The sequence below is a fragment of the Mesorhizobium sp. M3A.F.Ca.ET.175.01.1.1 genome (assembly GCF_004791945.1).
GTDB lineage: Bacteria > Pseudomonadota > Alphaproteobacteria > Rhizobiales > Rhizobiaceae > Mesorhizobium.
Genome location: NZ_SRTP01000002.1, coordinates 183989 through 200653, shown reverse-complemented (window position 1 = coordinate 200653; position 16665 = coordinate 183989). Strand labels below are relative to the sequence as shown.

Sequence of the window (16665 nt, the reverse complement as noted above, 5' to 3'; positions counted from 1 at the left end):
CATGGCCGCCGTCCGCACTTCTTCCGAGGTTGCGCTCAACCGCATCGCCATTGCCGCGGTGCTGATCGCGACGCTAATCTTCCTGGCGCCGATCTACTGGATCGCCTCGACGGCGTTCAAGCCGAAGGAGCTGGCCGTCAGCGTGCCGCCGACCGTGCTGTTCGAGCCCGAGGTGACGCCGTTCGTGCGGCTCTTCACCAAGCGCGTGCAGATGCAGAAGACCGTCGACCCGCAAGTCTACGAGGCAGCGCCCTGGTGGGAAAAGCGCATCTATGACGGCGGCGAGCGGGTGCTGAAGGTCGGCAAGGACGTGCAGCTTTCGCAATATCCCGACCGATTCATGAACAGCCTGATCGTGGCGGTGATCAGCACGGTGCTTGCCGTCGGCATGGGAACATTCACCGCCTACGGCTTCTCGCGCTTCAAGATCGCAGGCGAGGCGGACCTGCTCTTCTTCATCCTCTCGACACGCATGCTGCCGCCGGTGGTTGTCGCCATCCCGATGTTCCTGATGTACCGCGCGGTCGGCCTCAACGACTCGCATATCGGACTGATCATCCTCTACGTCGCCTTCAACCTGTCCTTCTCGGTCTGGCTGATGAAGGGCTTCATGGACGAGATCCCGAAGGAGTATGAGGAGGCGGCGCTCGTCGACGGCTACACGCGCATGCAGGCCTTCTTCAAGATCGTGCTGCCGGAGGCGGCGACCGGCATCGCCGCCACCGCGGTGTTCTGCTTCATCACCGCCTGGAACGAATACGCCTTCGCGCTGATCATGACCAACCGGCGCGCCCAGACGGCGCCGCCCTTCATCCCGTCGCAGATCGGCTCCGGCCTGCCGGACTGGACGACGATTGCCGCCGGCACGTTCCTGTTCCTGCTGCCCGTCGCGATCTTCACCTTCCTGCTGCGCAATCACCTGCTTCGCGGCGTGACGTTCGGAGCGATCCGCAAATGAGCTTTCGCGCCGTCAACGAGAAATACCTGCTGCCGGCATCGCAGATCCTGATGGTGCTGGGCATCATCGCGCTCTGCCAGCCATGGAGCCTCGGCCTGCATTCCTACGGCGTGACGATCATCCTGACCGGGCTGATCGGCTTCAACATCACGTCCAAGATTGCGCCGGAGCGCAGCGAGGAAACCGGCGCCGCGACGCATGAGGGAGCCCGGCAGTGACGCAGATCGAACTTCGCGGCATCGAGAAATTCTTCGGTGCCGTTCAGGTCATCCACAATCTCAACCTCGCCATCGCCGACAACGAGTTCATCGTGCTGCTCGGTCAGTCGGGCTGCGGCAAGACGACCACTTTGCGCGCGGTAGCGGGGCTCGAGACGATCGACAAGGGCGACATACTGATCGACGGCAAGGCGGTGCAGCATCTCAAGGCCGCCGACCGCGACATCGCCATGGTGTTCCAGTCCTTCTCGCTCTATCCGCATATGACGGTGTTCGAGAACATCGCCTTTCCGCTGCGCGCAACGCGCATGAGCAGCGGCGAGGTCGACAAGTCGGTGCGCGAGATCGCGCGGGTGCTGCGCATCACTGACCTGCTCGACAAGCGGCCATCCGCACTCTCCGGCGGCGACATGCAGCGCGTTGCGATCGGCCGTGCCTTGGTGCGGCGCCCGAAGGCGATGCTGATGGACGAGCCGATCGGCGCGCTGGACGCCAAGCTGCGCGAGGAGATGCGGGCCGAGATCAAGCGGCTGCACGTCAAGCAAGGCTCGACCACGATCTACGTCACCCACGACCAGATCGAAGCGATGAGTCTCGCAGACCGCATCGTCATCATGCATGAGGGTTTCATCCAGCAGGTCGGCACGCCGGACGAGGTCTATTCGCATCCGGCAAATCTTTTCGTGGCGCAATTCGTCGGCAGCCCGGTGATGAACATCGCCGAGGCCAGCGTCGCCGATGCGGCCGGCACCGCCGCCGTCGCGATCGGCGGCGCGGCCAAGGGTTTCGAGTTCCCGCGCGAATTGCTGTCCAAGCTCAACGGCCACGCTGCCAATGGCGGGCTGACGTTAGGCATCCGTCCGGAGGGGGTGCTCGTCCGCCATGACGCCGCGCCCGGCTACCTGCCGGTCGAGGCGCAGATCATCGAGCCGCTCGGCTCCTTCGACATCGTCGACCTCAAGGTGGGCTCGAAGATGCTGCGCGCCCGCACAAAGGCCGGTTACGTCTCAGGGCCCGGCGTGAAGGTCCATGCCCGCATCGATCCGGAGCAGGCGCATTTCTTCGACACGGCAAGCGGCAGGTCGCTTGGTGTGAGATTGTGATGGCCGAAGGACACGAAAGACCAACGATTTGGCCTTTCGAACAATCGAACGCCCGGAGCCGCAGCGGAGGGCTGGCCGCCCTCGGAATAGAAACGAGACAGTAGAGAGACATGGCCCATATCGAGCTGAAGAACATCACCAAGAAGTTCGGCGGCCACACGGCGCTGACCGGGCTCAACCTCGAAATCGCCGATGGCGAGTTCTTCGTGCTGCTTGGCGAGACCGGCGCCGGCAAGACGACGACGCTGCGCCTGATTGCCGGGCTCGAGAAGCCGACCGAGGGCCAGGTCTTCATCGACGGCGTCGATGTTGGCGGATGGGGCGCGGCCGAGCGCGACGTGGCGCTGGTGCTGCAGCAATATTCGCTCTATCCGCGCTATACGGTGCGCGAGAACCTCGAATTCCCGCTGAAGCCGAAGATCCGTCGGCTGCCCGACGCCGAGATCAAGGACCGCGTCGCGCGCGCCGCCCGCACGCTGCGCATCGAGCACCTGCTCGACCGCAAGACCGACCGGCTTTCCGGCGGCGAGATGCAGCGCGTCTCGATCGGCCGGGCGATCGTGCGCAAGCCGCGCGTGTTCCTGATGGACGAGCCGCTGTCGGCGCTCGACGCCAAGCTGCGCGAGGCGCTGCGCACGGAATTGAAGAACCTGCAGATGCAACTCGGCGCAACCTTCCTGTTCGTCACCCACGACCAGATCGAGGCAATGTCGATGGGCGACAAGGTCGGCGTCCTCAACCACGGCCGCATCGTCCAAACCGGCACGCCGCAGGAAATCTACAACAATCCGCGCGACACCTACGTCGCGAGCTTCGTCGGGTCGCCGCCGATGAATCTCATCGACGGCAAACTGGTCAACGACCGCGCGGTGATGGCGCCGATGAATTTCGAGCTGCCGCTTTCAGGCGCGGTCAAAACCGACGGCGCGGCCGACGGTCGGCCGCTCGTCTTCGGCATCCGTCCGGAGGACGTCTATCTGGAAGGCGGCGCGCCGGTCGAGGCCAAGGTCCACGATGTCGAGAACCATGGCGTCGAGAAGATCGTGACGCTGAGGGTCGGCGAAACGATGCTGAGAGCCACCGTGCCGGCGAGGACCGCCGTCGAGATCGAGCAGCCCGTCCGCTTCGCCTGGAACCCGGACAAGGTGGTGATGTTCGACAAGGGTAGCGGGGTGAGCCTGCGGCACGCCGGATAGCGCCGGCGTCCTTCCTCAGAAGAGAAGCGCCTCTCGCAGACAGTCGATGATCGAGCGTCAGGGTTGCCCTTCGACGCCGTTGTTGCGCACATGGCTCGGCGCCAGGCCCATCACGCGCTTGAAGGCGCGGCTGAAGGAGGCTTCCGAATCGTAGCCCAATTTCGCCGCCGCGACCGATACCCGCATGCCGTCGCGCGCGAGCCACTGCCGCGCCTGGTGCATGCGCACGCGCAACACGTATTTGGCCGGCGTCTCGCCCACGACGGCAGCGAAGCGCTGCGCGAAGGCGGAGCGCGACGCTCCCATCAGCCGCGCCAGCGCCTCGACCGTCCAGTCGCGGTCGGGCTGCAGGTGAATGGCGGCGAGCACCTTGCCGACATCCGGATTGCGGACGGCGGCGATCCATCCGGTGGCGTCGCCGCAGCCGTTCTCCACCCAGGAGCGGATGATGGTGGCGGCGAGCACGTCGGCCAGGCGGGCAAGAATACCTCCGGAACCGACGCGGTCCATCGTCACCTCGCCGGCCATCGCGTCGAGCAGATGCTGGATGCCCGGCGCGTTCGCCATCAGCTTATGCGCCTGCATCAGGTCGGGCATCATGTCGAGCAGAGGATGCGAACGGTCGAGGTTGAAATGCATGCTGCCGCAAAACAGCAAGGTCTTACGGCCGTCGCAGCCGTTGGAGACGTCGTAGATGTTCTCGCAGACCGGTTCGATGGTGTAGCGGCCGATCGGCACCGGAGGGACGCCGGGCGCGCTCGCCAGCACATGCTCGTCGCCGCGCGAGATCAACAGCGCGTCGCCGACCGAGAGCTCGATCCATTCCTTGGCCGGTGAGAATAGCCAGCAGCCCTGCTGGCCGATGAAATGGAACCGCGCCGCCTTCTGCGCCGGGAAGGAAACGGCCCAGGGCTCGCCCAGCACGCAGCGGCCATAATCGACGCCGTCGAGCCGCAAGCCGCGCAGCATGTCGGTTAGTGGATCGCCCGATGAGGGCCCTGTGGTTTTGGACGAATTGTAAGACATTTCGGCGTTTCTAGCATGGAAACTCCAGGCAGTCACTCCCTATGTTGCACCGCAAGCCAATGTTGCAGCGCAACCAAATCGACCGACGAAGCCGCCCGCCAGGCATCGAACAGGTGGAGCCCGAGCCGGTCATCCCCTGACGTGGCGCCGCAGACAGATCGGAGAATTTGCCATGACTGAACCCGCCACGGGCGCCATCGACGCTGCTGTCCTCGACAGAACCGAACCCGAGGAACGAAGCGAGCCCGTGTGGGGCGCGGTGGTCTCGCTGGCGCTCGGCGTGTTCGGCCTCGTGACCGCCGAATTCCTGCCCGCCAGCCTGCTGACGCGGCTGGCGCAGGATCTCGGCGTCAGTGAGGGTGCCGCGGGCCAGGCGGTTACGGCGACGGCCGTTGTCGGCGCGATTGCCGCGCCCACCATGGCCATCGTCACCAAGCGGCTCGACCGTCGGCTGGTCATGTGGCTGCTCAGCGTGCTCCTGATCGTCTCCAACCTGCTTGCCGCCTTCGCATCCTCACTCACGATGCTGCTACTAGCCCGGGTGGTCCTGGGCGTCGCGCTCGGCGGCTTCTGGTCGATGTCGGCCGCCACGGCGATGCGGCTGGTGCCGATGCGGCTGATGCCGCGCGCCATGTCGATCATCCTGACCGGCGTGTCGGTGGCGACCGTCACCGCGGCGCCCGTCGGCGCCTATGTCGGCGACATCTGGGGCTGGCGCACCGCCTTCATGATCGCGGCAGTCGTCGGCGCGCTGGCGCTGCTGGTGCAGCTCGCCACCATTCCCAGCCTGCCGCCTATGGCGGTGGCAAGCTTTCGCACCCTGATCGAGGTGCTGAAGCGGTCGACCATTCGCGTCGCCCTCCTGGTCGTGCTGCTGGTCGCCTCCGGACAGTTTGCCGGCTTCACCTATGTGCGGCCTTTCCTCGAGACGGTGCCGGCGATGCCGATAGCGACCATCTCGCTGGTGCTGCTCGCCTATGGCATAGGCGGTTTCTTCGGCAATTTCGCCGGCGCCTTCCTGGCCGAGCGCAACCTGAAGCTTGCCGTCGCGCTGGCGCCGCTGCTGATCGCGCTGTCGGCGCTTGCCATGCTGACCCTCGGCGCCTCGCCGGTGATCGCGGCAACGGCGGTCGCCGCCTGGGGCTTTGCCTTCGGCGCGGTGCCGGTCGGGCTGCAGACCTGGCTGGTGCGCGCCGCGCCCGACCAGGCCGAGAGCGCCGGCGGGCTGATGGTCGCCACGTTCCAGGTGGCAATCGCGCTGGGCGCGGTCTTCGGCGGCCTGCTGGTCGACCATGCCGGCGTGGCCAGCGCCTTCGCCTATAGCGCCGCGGCAACCCTGCTCGCGGCCCTGGTGACCTTTGCCGTGGGACCGAGACAGGCTGAATAGCAAGAAGCCGGTATCCCTTTTCGGATCGGCCCAGACTCTTCGGGGGTTTCGGGCCGATACCGTTGGGATGGCCCTCACGCCGAGCGGCCGTCGAAATCGAACACTTGCACCGCGGCGAGGTCGACGTCCTCGAGACAATTGATGTTGATATAGGCGCTGCGCTCGCTGCCCTGGCCGACATCCTCGGCGAACGGATGGATGCCGCAGGTCCGGCAGAAGCGATGCGCGATCGAGGCCTTGCCGAAGCTGTATCTGCCGAGGTCGTCGCCCCAGGCGACAAGGCGCATGCTGGCATGCGGCACTGCCCAGAGCAGCGCGCCCTTGCGCGCGCAGATCGAGCAGTTGCAGCGCACGGCGCCGCCAAGCTCGCCCTCGACCTCCAACGCCACCTTGCCGCAGTGGCAGCTGCCTTTGTAGAGCATCGGTTCTTCCTCTCGCTTCGGTAAGTGCAAAGGCGCCCTTGACGGGTTATCCCTTGGCCGGTGCCTCAAAGACGTTTCATGCTGCCGGAGTCCGACATCGACATGCAAGCCGCCCGCGACCGCCTCGAAGCCATCCTGTCGCGCCTTGCGGACCGCGTTGCCGACGAGAAGGTCTACATGAAGCTCTATCGCGAGGCGGCGAGCGCGGCAGCGGATGCAGCGGACGCCCGGCAAAAGGCCGGCATGAGCCTCGGGCCGCTCGACGGTGCGATCGTCTCGATCAAGGATCTGTTCGATGTCGCCGGCGAGCCGACCAGGGCGGGCTCGCTGATGCTTGCAGGCGCGCCGCCGGCAACGCGGGATGCCACGATCCTGCGCCGGCTGCGCCAGGCGGGCGCCGTGATCCTCGGCAAGACCAACATGACCGAATTCGCCTTCACCGCGATCGGTGACAATCTGCATTACGGCACGCCCGGCAATGCCGCCGATGCCAGCCTGATCCCGGGCGGCTCGTCGTCCGGGGCCGGGGTGGCTGTGGGCGAGGGCAGCAGCGACATCTCGATCGGCTCGGACACCGGCGGCTCGGTGCGCATTCCGGCCTCGCTCAACGGCGTCGTCGGCTTCAAGCCGACGGCGCGGCGCGTGCCGCTGGCGGGCGCCTTCCCGCTGTCGACGACGCTGGATTCCATCGGGCCGCTCGCCCGCAGCGTTGCCGACTGCGCGATCGCCGATGCGGTCATGGCCGGCGAGGAGCCGGCTGCTCCGCAGCCGCTCCCGTTTGCCGGCCTGCGCATCGGCATTCCCCGCGGCATGCTGTTCAGCGACACGCAGGCCGACGTCGCTGCAGCTTTCGGGACTTGCGTCGACAGGGCCGGACAGGCCGGCGCGCGAATCGCCGACTGGTCGATCGACGACCTCATCGTAGAGATGCGTGCGGCGACCAAGCAGGCCTCGATCGCGGCAATAGAAGGCGCCGAGGTTCATGCCGACTGGCTGGCGACGGGTGCCTCGGTGCCGGTCGATGCGCATGTCAGCGGGCCGTTGTCGCGGGCTCTGGCGGTGACCGCCTCCGTCTACATCCGGACAATCCGACGCCGAACGGAACTGGTCGCGGCAATGGATGAACGGCTGAGTGGGGTCGATGTGCTGGCTTTTCCAACCACGCCGATGGTAGCGCCGTCGATCGCCGTCATCGCCAGCGACGAAGCGCTTCGAAACCGGACGGAAGGCCTGCTGCTGCGCAACACCCAGGTTGCCAACCAGTTCGATCTCTGCGCGATTTCGCTGCCGATGCCGGGCATGAGACTCCCGGTCGGACTGATGCTGGTGGGGCGGCATGGCCACGACCGTCAGCTTCTCAGCATTGCTGCGGCGGTGGAGGCTTTGCTTGGCCGTTAATATGGGTGCCGCGACCGAAGCAAGATGCACATCACGGAAATGCCGTTGCATCCCGTCGCGCCCCCTCTGGCCCTGCCGGCCTCTCATGTCTGCACTGTCGCGGTGCTCGCCGGGGAACTAATCGCTGCTCGGGAAACGTCGCCGGTAGTGCTCGATCACTTCCGGGTTGCGCAGGTTGACCGGCAGCTTGTTGGCGAGAACCAGCAGCGCCTCGCCGGCAGCGCCGACGCCCATGCGCATCATCGATTCCTCGGTGATGCCTGCCATGTGCGGGGTGACGATGACATTGTCGAAACCGAAATAGGGATGGGTGGGCGGCAGCGGCTGGGACGCAAAAACGTCGAGCGCGGCGCCACCGATGCGGCCGTTCCGCAATGCTTCGATCAGCGCATCGTCGTCGACCACCGGTCCGCGCGAAACGTTGATCAGCAGCGCATTGGGCTTCATGCGCGCGATGCGCTCGCGGCTGATCAGGCCGCGCGTCTCCTCGGTCAACGGGCAGCAGAGAACGATGATGTCGCTCTGCTCGACCAACGCGTCGATCGACAGGAAGCCGACGCGCTCGGGCGCCGGACGCAGGCTGCGCGTGGTCGCTATGACATTGAGGTCGAAGCCGTGCGCGGCGATATGACCGACGGCCTGGCCGACGGCGCCAAGGCCTACAATGCCCATGGTCTTGCCGGCCAGCTCGCTGGTCGAATTGGCGTGCTCGCGACCGGCGAGCCAGCCCTTGGCGCGCAGATCGCGATCCATCATGCGAAAACGGCGCAAGAGCGCGAGCGCGACGAACATCACATGCTCGGCGACCGAGCGGGCGTTGACCGCCGGCACGTTCGCCACCAGGACACCGGCGGCAGTGGCCGCGTCGACCGGGATCATGTCCAGCCCTGCGCCATGGCGGATCGCGGCGCGCAAGTTCGCCGCGCCGGCAAAGAGATCCGGCGGCAGCGGCGCGCGAACGATGACGATGTCGGCGTCCGTGGCTTCGGCGGTCAACGTCCTGGCGTCGAGGGCAGTCGCGATAGCCAGCCGGCCTGCTCCCCCCAACATGGCGGTCGCGCGTGGGTGCAGCGGATGCGTCGACAGGATCTTTCGCATTGAGCCCCTGTTTGTTTAGCCGCATTTCTGCCACGCCAAGCGATTCCGCTTGGCTGCAAAATGCTCAGGCCTTTTCGAGCACCGCGCTATCCGGCTCCGTTGCCCGGCCTTCTATCAGCCCCTTCCAGTAGCTCTCGGCGCCCTGCAGATGAGCGCTCATCAGCGCCTGGGCAAGGTTGCCGTCGCGGCGCAGCAGCGCCTCGTAGATCTGGATGTGCTCGGCATGCGAGCGCACGCTGCGCTCGGGATCGTTGAAATAGATCGGCAAGCGCTGCTCGCCCATCAGATAATAGACACTGCAGATGTTGTGGAAGACGCCGTTCTTGGTCGCCCGCACGATCTCAAGGTGAAACTCGCGATCTTCCTTGGCGAGACCTTCGCCGGCGGCGATGCGCTCCTCGGAAGCTTTCAGGATTTCGCGCAACCGCTCGAAATTCTCCTCCGTGGCGCGCGAGCAGGCAAGCTCGGCGGCCTTGATCTCGTGGATCTTGCGCAATTCGACGGTCTCGTAGATCTGCACCGGGTCGAGCGGCAGGCCCGCGCGAGCGAAAAGCGCTAACGCTTCCACGCTGGCCTGCTTGGTATCGACATAGATGCCGGATTTGGCGCGGCGCTCGACGATGCGCATGGCTTCCAGGATCGCCAGCGCCTCGCGGATCTGGCCGCGGCTGACGCCGAAATGCTCCGCCAGCTCGCGCTCCGACGGTGTGCGGCCGGTCTCCTTGTCCGAGTTGGAGAACAGATAGGCGGCGAGTTCGGCGAGAAGGTTCTTTTCTTTCATCGTCAAATGCGTTGCGCGTGCGCCTCCAGGAACCGCTCGGAAATGGTGAAACCCAATCCAGGCTTTTCGGGGATCGCTATCATACCGTCCTTTGCTTCGACAGTCTCTTCGACGAGATCGTGGATCATCGGATTGGCGCCGAGCGAATATTCGATCGTGAAGCTGGCCGGCGAAGCGGCGCAGACATGCAGCCCGGCAAAGAAGCACGGCGCTCCCGCCCACAGATGCGGCGCCAGGCGCAGGTTGAAGGCGCTGGCGATGGTGCCGATCTTCATCGCCTCGCTGATGCCGCCGCAGAAGGCGGGGTCGGGCTGGAAGATGTCGGCCGATTTGAGCACCGCCAGATCGCGGAAGGCATAGCGTGTCGCCTCGCTTTCGCCCGTGGCGATCGGGACCGAGCCTGAGGCGCGTACCTCGGCCATGCCCGGCTTATCGTCGGCGATCACCGGCTCCTCGAACCAGGCGAGGTCGAGATCGGCGGTAAGGCTGATGAAGCGCTTCGCCTCGGCGACGGTGTAGGTGCCGTGCGCGTCGACCATCAGCTGGACATCCGGGCCGATTGCCTGTCTGGCGGCGCGCACGCGCGCGGCCGAAATATGCGGGGCGCCGTCCATGGCGCCGATGCGCATCTTCAGCGCTCTGAAGCCGCCCTTGGCGATATAGGATTTCAGCTGGTCGCCAATGGCATCGGCGGCGGCCCAGCCGCCGGACGCATAGGCCTGCATGCGCTCGACCTTGCGGCCGCCGAGCAGCCGCCAGACCGGCTGTCCCAGCGACTTGCCGAGAATGTCCCAGAGCGCGATGTCGACGGCGCTGATTGCGGCCACGCTCATGCCGCGCCGCGCCAGCTGCGGCATGGCGTGGCCGGCATGGGCCGCCGTCTGGTGGCGCACGCCGTTGTAGAGCATCTCCCAGACCACGCCTATATCGGCCGGGTCGCGGCCGATCAGCTGCGGCGCGATCTCGTGGTTGAGCATATGGACGAGGGCGCCGTAGCTGCCGGCGCTGCCGGCGGCGTTCTTGCCCTCGCCCCAGCCTACCAGGCCGTCTTCTGTCTCGATGCGCAATATGGCGGCGTCGAACGTCGTCACCTGACCGAAGTCGCTGCGATGCTGCTTCGCGACTGCGATCGGTATGCGGACCCACCAGGCCTGGACGTTTCTGATGCGCATCTTCATCCCCGGCCCTGCCGCCCGGCGAGGCGGAAGGGTTTCAATCGAACCGTCTATCTGATCAGCGGCAGCAGCGTTTCGGCGGTGATGCGCATCTGGTCGGTGTAGAACTTCTCGGTCAGCAGGCTGGAGCCGTGGTCCTGGATGAATTTGAGCTGCTCGGGCGAGATATCGACCGGGTTGCGCTCCACCATCTCGGGATAGGGTGCCGCCGGCGTGCGGTCGACGGGCGCGACGAATTCGTTGGTCAGCGCGCCGTCATAGCCGATCTCCTTCAGCGTGCCGACGATCTTCGGCCAGTCGATCTGGCCGAGGCCGGCGGCGAAGCGGTTGTTGTCGGCGACGTGGAAGTCGAACAGGCGCTTTCCCACCTGTCGGATGGCGTCGTAGACGTTAAATTCCTCCATGTGGATGTGATAGGCGTCGAGGCAGACGCCGCATTCCGGGCTGACCGCATCGGCGAGCGCGAGCGCCTGGGCGCCGCGGTTGAAGAGATATGTCTCGAAGCGATTGAGCGGCTCGACGGCGATCTTGACGCCGACCTTCTTGGCGTGGGCGAAGCATTCGCGCGTGGCGTCCACCACCCAACCCCATTCTTCCGCCTCGGTGCCGTCAGGCACGACCTTGCCGACGGTGGCGGGAACCAGGGTGATGATCTCGCCGTCAAGCTCGCTCACCATGGTGAGCACGTCCTTGACATATTTCACCGAGCGCTCGCGCTGGCCCTGGTCCTTGGCGGCAAGGTTGCGCTCGCCAAGCATCAGCGTCACCGAACCCCAGCAGCGGATGCCGTGCTCCTTCAGCAGGGCGCGTGTCTCGTTGGTCTTGTACTGTTCCGGCTCGCCGGAAATCTCGATCGACTCATAGCCGAGTTTCTTGATGCGCTTGAGCGTCACCTCCAACGGCTCCGCCCGCATCCAGTTGTGCGTCGAAAGATGCATGGTCTATCCTTCCCAGAATTCGCCTGTCACGTTTTCCGCGGCGTTCTTCCGGCGAAGCCACGCCGCGCGATCTCCTCCCCACGGCGTTCCAGTAGATTGGCAAACTGGTTCGACCAATTGGGCCTGATGCGAGGTCTACAGCAATTTGCCCGGCGCGGCAAGGAGCCGGAGGCCGAGCCTGGATTTTCCCTTTACAGTGCTGATTAATATGGAAAAACGGTGCTGCCGAATGCCGAGGCGCGCGTCGCCAGCGACCATCATGGCGCTTGACCCGATAACGATATTTGGTCATACCAGAATGGCGAGACCGACACATGTCCGCGGAAGATGACCAAACAGGCTGGCCCTCCTTCCAATCGGCGCTATGCTTGGTCGTGAGAACACAGAGGGAGGATGCCGAATGCCGACGACGATGAAGGGTCCCGGCCTGTTTCTGGCGCAGTTCGCGGGCGACGCCGCACCGTTCAATTCGCTGGCTTCGATCACCAAATGGGCGGCCGGCCTCGGCTACAAGGGCGTCCAGATCCCGACCTGGGACGGACGCCTGTTCGACCTCAAGAAAGCGGCGGCGTCGAAGACCTATTGCGACGAGGTGAAAGGCATTTGCGCCGATGCCGGCGTCGAGATCACGGAGCTGTCGACGCATCTGCAGGGCCAACTCGTGGCGGTGCACCCGGCCTATGACGCGCAGTTCGACGGCTTCGCACCGGCCGAGGTGCACAACAACCCAAAGGCGCGACAGAAATGGGCGGTCGAGCAGATGGAGTTCGGCGCCAAGGCGTCGAAGCATCTCGGCCTCAAGGCGTCGGTCACCTTCAGCGGCGCGCTCGCCTTCCCCTATCTCTATCCGTGGCCGCAACGCCCGCCAGGCCTCATCGAGGAGGCGTTCGCCGAGCTCGGCAAGCGCTGGAAACCGATCCTCGATGCCTATGACGAGAACGGCGTCGACGTCGGCTACGAGATCCATCCGGGCGAGGACGTGTTCGACGGCGCGACGTTCGAGATGTTCCTCGACGCGGTCGGCGGCCATAAGCGCTGCAACATCAACTACGATCCGTCGCACTTCCTCCTGCAGCAGCTCGATTATCTCGAGTTCATCGACATCTATCACGAGCGGATCAAGGCTTTTCATGTCAAGGATGCCGAGTTCAACCCGACGGGCCGGCAGGGCGTCTATTCCGGTTATCAGGGCTGGGTAAACCGGGCCGGCCGCTTCCGTTCCCTCGGCGACGGCCAGGTGGATTTCAGCGGCATCTTCTCGAAACTCACCCAGTACAATTACGATTCCTGGGCGGTGCTGGAATGGGAATGCTGCCTGAAGCATCCCGAGGACGGCGCCGCCGAAGGCGCGCCGTTCATCCAGCACCACATCATCAGGGTGACGGAGCGGGCGTTCGACGATTTCGCCGGCGGCACGAGTGACAAAAAGCTGCTGCGCGCGATGATGGGGATCTAGCACTGCTTTCCCTCCCCCTCGAGGGGAGGGTCGATCCGCGTAGCGGATCGGGGTGGGGTCGCCGGGTGTAGAGCTCGGCATGAACCGACCCCTCCCGGCCCTTCGGGCCACCCTCCCCTCAAGGGGAGGGGTATTTCACACGAGGGAGACAAACATGGTCGGCGCATCGAAGGCGGAAACGGGAGGCGGCCCGATCCGCTACGGCATGGTCGGCGGCGGGCAGGGCGCCTTCATCGGCGCGGTGCACCGGATCGCGGCACGCATGGACAATGATTTCGTGCTGGTGGCCGGCGCGCTGTCATCGAATCCGGAACGAGCCAAGGCTTCGGCCGAAGAGCTCGGGCTCGACCCGTCGCGCAGCTACGGCTCCTACGCCGAGATGGCCAAGGCCGAAGCCAAGCGCCCCGACGGCATCGAGGCGGTGGCGATCGTGACGCCCAACAATGTGCATGTGCCGGCGGCCAAGGCCTTCCTCGAGGCAGGCATCCACGTCATCTGCGACAAGCCGCTGGCGACGAGTTTGGCCGAGGCCAAGAAGCTCGCGGCGCTGGTCGAAAAGACCGGCAAGGTGTTCGTCCTCACCCACAACTACACTGCCTATCCGATGATCCGTCAGGCGCGCGAGATGGTGGCCAAGGGCATGCTCGGCGAAATCCGCATCGTGCAGTCGGAATATCCGCAGGACTGGCTGACCGAAGACCTTGCCGCGACTGGCCAGAAGCAGGCAGCGTGGCGCTCCGATCCAAAACAGGCCGGAGCCGGCGGCGCGCTGGGTGACATCGGCACGCATGCCTACAACCTTGCGCGCTTCGTCTCGGGGCTTGAGCTGGATTCCTTGTCGGCCGACCTCGACGCCTTCGTGCCCGGCCGGCAACTCGACGACAACGTCAACGTGCTGCTGCGCTTCAAGCCGGTCGGCAAGGCGCATCCGGCCAAGGGCATGATCTGGGCAAGCCAGGTGGCGCCCGGTCACGAGAATGGGCTGAAGCTGCGCATCTACGGTTCGAAAGGCGGGCTGGAATGGGTGCAGGCCGACCCGAATTATCTCTGGTACACGCCTTTCGGCCAGCCGAAGCAGTTGCTGACCCGCGCCGGCGCCGGCGCAATGCCGGTCGCGGGACGTGTCACGCGCGTGCCGTCCGGCCATCCTGAAGGCTATCTCGAAGGCTTTGCCAACATCTACCAGGAGGCCGCCCGCGCCATCCGTGCGGCGCGCCGGAAGGGCGGCAAGCTGGCCAAGGATGTCGTCTTCCCGACGATTGCCGACGGCGTCGAGGGCATGGCCTTCATCGAGGCCTGCGTGAAGTCGTCGAAGAAGAATGGGGCCTGGACAAAGCTGTAGGGGTGACGATCTTCAGGTGAGGCCGGCCTGCAAACGGCGGCTTCCTGCGCTTCCGGTGCTCAGGTACGGATATACGCTCCGCTCCGGTTCTCAGAATCCACCGCTCCGGCTCGGCCTGACCTGAACCTCGCCACCCCTAGGCGCTCTGCAAGGGGAGGGTGTCGATGAAAATCGGCATGTGCATGTTCTTGTGGACGACGAGCGTCTCGAAGAAGCACGAGGCGGTGCTGAAGGACATCAAGGCGACCGGCTTCGACGGCGTCGAGATACCGGTCTTCGGTGGGATGCCTGACGACTACAAAAAGCTTGGCGAGATGCTCGACCGTATCGGCCTGCAACGCACGGCGGTCTCGGCCATGGGCGATCCAGCGATGAACCTGATCTCGCCGGACCGCGCGACGCGCAGGGCCGGCATCGACTACATGAAATGGGCGATCGACTGCAGCGCCGCGCTCGGCGCGGACAGGCTGAGTGGGCCGCTGCATTCGACGCTCGGCGCCTTTTCCGGCAGCGGACCGACGGCGGCCGAGAAGAAGCGGTCCATCGCCTCGCAGCGCGCGATAGGCGACCAAGCCGGCAAGAAGGGCGTCACCATCGGGCTCGAAGCGCTCAACCGCTTCGAATGCTATCTGCTGAACACGATGGACGATCTGTCGGAGCATATCGACGCGATCGACCGGCCGCACATCAAGGCGATGTACGACACTTTTCATGCCAATATCGAGGAGGCCGATCCGATTGGCGCCTATACGCGCAACCGCCGGAACGTCGTTCATATCCATATTTCGGAGAACGACCGCGGCGTGCCGGGACGTGGCCACGTCCCCTGGAAGGAGACCTTCGCCGCCATCCGCAAGAGCGGCTATGACGACTGGCTGACCATCGAGTCCTTCGGGCGCTCGCTGAAGGATCTGGCGGCCGCGACCAAGGTGTGGCGCGATTTCGCGGAGAACCCGGAGGCGGTGTATAGGGAGGGGTATAAGCACATCAGGGATGGCTGGAAGGCGGCAGGCCGGGACTGAACGCCCTGTTTGGGCTGCTGTCGGTCAAATGGTGAATGGTGAATGGTGATTAGTGATTAGTGATTAGTGATTAGTGATTAGTGATTGAGATCCTTTCCTTCGCCGCGCCCTATGTTGCCCACCATTCACCATTCACCATTCACCATTCACCATTCACTAGCCGCCAGCGACTAATCGATGCCGTAGAAGCGTGCGGCGGTGCCGCCGAAGACGGCGTCCAGTTCGGCTGGACTGAGCCCCGCCAGAAGCTCCTTCGCCGCGGCGAGCCAATTCTCGTAGGTTGCGGCCAACTCGCAGACCGGCCAGTCGCTGCCGAACATCAGGCGCTCCGGCCCGAAGCAGGCGAGCAGATGATCGGCATAGGGTTTCAGGCCTGCAACAGACCAGTTCGCGCCGGCCTCGGTGACCAGGCCGGAGAATTTGCAAACCACCGATGGTCGCTTCGCCAGCGCCGCCATGTCGCTCGCCCAGGGTTCGAGGATGCCCCTGGCGATGAAGGGTTTCGCCGCGTGGTCGACGACGATGGGCAGGTCTGGAATGTGGTCGGCGATGGCTGCGACCACCGGCAGGTGGCGCGGCTGGGCCAGCGCGTCGAAGCGCAGGCCGAGCTTCGGCAGAAGCTTCAGCGCTGCGAGTTGCTTCGGCTTAAGGATGTCGAACGTGTCGTCGATGTCCTGCAGCATGGGGCGGATGCCGCGGAACTTCGGCCGCGCCGCCAGCCGGCGCAATGTCGCTTCGACGTCGTCGGCTTCGAGGTCGACCCAGCCGACCACCGCCGCGATGCTGGGCTCGTTCTCGGCAAGATCGAGCATGAAGTCCGTTTCGGCGACCGTGGCCGCCGCCTGCACGACGACGGTGCGGCCAATGCCTGCAGCGTCGAGATGCGGCTTGAGGTCGGCCGGAAAGACATCGCGCATGATGGCCGCGACATGCGGACCCATCCAGAAATAGTCGCCGCGGTCGATCCGCCAGTAATGCTGGTGCGCGTCGATCTTCTGCATCGTCTCATCCGATCTCGATGATGGCCCTGATCGGGCCGGATTTCTCATGCGCCCATCTTGCGAGATCGCGTGGCGTGCCGGCAAGTATCGTGCGATGGCGACGAGTTGAGCGAGCGGGGCCGCGCCATTGCGCCTTGAAGCAGG

Annotated in this window: 16 protein-coding genes; 9 read left to right on the top strand and 7 right to left on the bottom strand. The window is 65.1% G+C overall.

Translation table 11 applies throughout. From position 1 onward, the window contains the following. The first annotated feature begins 1 nt into the window (after window position 1). From EN818_RS05575 to EN818_RS05560, 4 genes are all read left to right on the top strand, one after another. The gene (locus tag EN818_RS05575) at window positions 2–958 is read left to right on the top strand and encodes a carbohydrate ABC transporter permease (RefSeq protein ID WP_129553755.1); all 957 of its coding nucleotides are present in this window, start codon (window positions 2–4) and stop codon (window positions 956–958) included. Then, window positions 955–1176: a hypothetical protein gene (locus EN818_RS05570; RefSeq protein ID WP_129553756.1), complete on the top strand. Its 222-nt coding sequence runs from the start codon at window positions 955–957 to the stop codon at window positions 1174–1176. The genes EN818_RS05575 and EN818_RS05570 overlap by 4 nt, the downstream gene beginning before the upstream one ends. Continuing rightward, a complete protein-coding gene (locus EN818_RS05565; RefSeq protein WP_129553757.1) occupies window positions 1173–2279 on the top strand; it encodes an ABC transporter ATP-binding protein in 1107 nt (368 codons plus the stop codon). The genes EN818_RS05570 and EN818_RS05565 overlap by 4 nt, the downstream gene beginning before the upstream one ends. Before the next feature lie 110 nt (window positions 2280–2389). Further along, entirely contained in the window at window positions 2390–3475 is a 1086-nt protein-coding gene (locus EN818_RS05560) for an ABC transporter ATP-binding protein (protein WP_129553758.1), read from the top strand. 57 nt (window positions 3476–3532) lie between these two features. Here EN818_RS05560 and EN818_RS05555 read toward each other — a convergent pair whose 3' ends face one another. Further along, a complete protein-coding gene (locus tag EN818_RS05555; protein WP_135904120.1) occupies window positions 3533–4501 on the bottom strand; it encodes an AraC family transcriptional regulator in 969 nt (322 codons plus the stop codon). A 172-nt stretch (window positions 4502–4673) separates the two neighbouring features. On the opposite strand from EN818_RS05555, the gene EN818_RS05550 reads away from it, so the two are divergent. Beyond that, the gene (locus tag EN818_RS05550) at window positions 4674–5888 is read left to right on the top strand and encodes an MFS transporter (protein ID WP_129553759.1); all 1215 of its coding nucleotides are present in this window, start codon (window positions 4674–4676) and stop codon (window positions 5886–5888) included. Between the two features lie 74 nt (window positions 5889–5962). Here the strand turns inward: EN818_RS05550 and EN818_RS05545 are convergent, their stop codons facing one another. Continuing rightward, a complete protein-coding gene (locus EN818_RS05545) occupies window positions 5963–6310 on the bottom strand; it encodes a GFA family protein (RefSeq protein ID WP_095804417.1) in 348 nt (115 codons plus the stop codon). 102 nt (window positions 6311–6412) lie between these two features. Between EN818_RS05545 and EN818_RS05540 the strand changes: the two genes are divergently transcribed. Next, window positions 6413–7708, top strand: coding sequence for an amidase (locus EN818_RS05540; RefSeq protein WP_129554078.1), 1296 nt, complete (start codon window positions 6413–6415; stop codon window positions 7706–7708). 117 nt (window positions 7709–7825) lie between these two features. Here the strand turns inward: EN818_RS05540 and EN818_RS05535 are convergent, their stop codons facing one another. From EN818_RS05535 to EN818_RS05520, 4 genes are all read right to left on the bottom strand, one after another. Beyond that, a complete protein-coding gene (locus EN818_RS05535; RefSeq protein WP_129553760.1) occupies window positions 7826–8806 on the bottom strand; it encodes a hydroxyacid dehydrogenase in 981 nt (326 codons plus the stop codon). A gap of 64 nt (window positions 8807–8870) precedes the next feature. Beyond that, window positions 8871–9587: a FadR/GntR family transcriptional regulator gene (locus tag EN818_RS05530; RefSeq protein WP_129553761.1), complete on the bottom strand. Its 717-nt coding sequence runs from the start codon at window positions 9585–9587 to the stop codon at window positions 8871–8873. Window positions 9588–9589: 2 nt separating this feature from the next. Continuing rightward, a complete protein-coding gene (locus tag EN818_RS05525) occupies window positions 9590–10759 on the bottom strand; it encodes a mandelate racemase/muconate lactonizing enzyme family protein (protein ID WP_129553762.1) in 1170 nt (389 codons plus the stop codon). A gap of 53 nt (window positions 10760–10812) precedes the next feature. Continuing rightward, on the bottom strand, window positions 10813–11700 hold the full coding sequence (locus EN818_RS05520) for a sugar phosphate isomerase/epimerase (RefSeq protein ID WP_095804414.1): 888 nt from the start codon (window positions 11698–11700) through the stop codon (window positions 10813–10815). Between the two features lie 400 nt (window positions 11701–12100). Between EN818_RS05520 and EN818_RS05515 the strand changes: the two genes are divergently transcribed. From EN818_RS05515 to EN818_RS05505, 3 genes are all read left to right on the top strand, one after another. Further along, window positions 12101–13156, top strand: a complete 1056-nt coding sequence (locus EN818_RS05515; protein ID WP_129553763.1) for a sugar phosphate isomerase/epimerase — start codon at window positions 12101–12103, stop codon at window positions 13154–13156. A 154-nt stretch (window positions 13157–13310) separates the two neighbouring features. Beyond that, window positions 13311–14498, top strand: coding sequence for a Gfo/Idh/MocA family oxidoreductase (locus EN818_RS05510; protein WP_095804412.1), 1188 nt, complete (start codon window positions 13311–13313; stop codon window positions 14496–14498). A 164-nt stretch (window positions 14499–14662) separates the two neighbouring features. Continuing rightward, complete coding sequence (locus EN818_RS05505; RefSeq protein ID WP_135904117.1) at window positions 14663–15520, top strand: sugar phosphate isomerase/epimerase; 858 nt, start codon at window positions 14663–14665, stop codon at window positions 15518–15520. A gap of 170 nt (window positions 15521–15690) precedes the next feature. On the opposite strand, the gene EN818_RS05500 is transcribed toward EN818_RS05505, so the two are convergent. After that, window positions 15691–16521 (bottom strand): amidohydrolase family protein, encoded by an 831-nt coding sequence (locus EN818_RS05500; protein ID WP_129553765.1) that lies wholly within the window; start codon window positions 16519–16521, stop codon window positions 15691–15693. Window positions 16522–16665 lie beyond the last annotated feature (144 nt).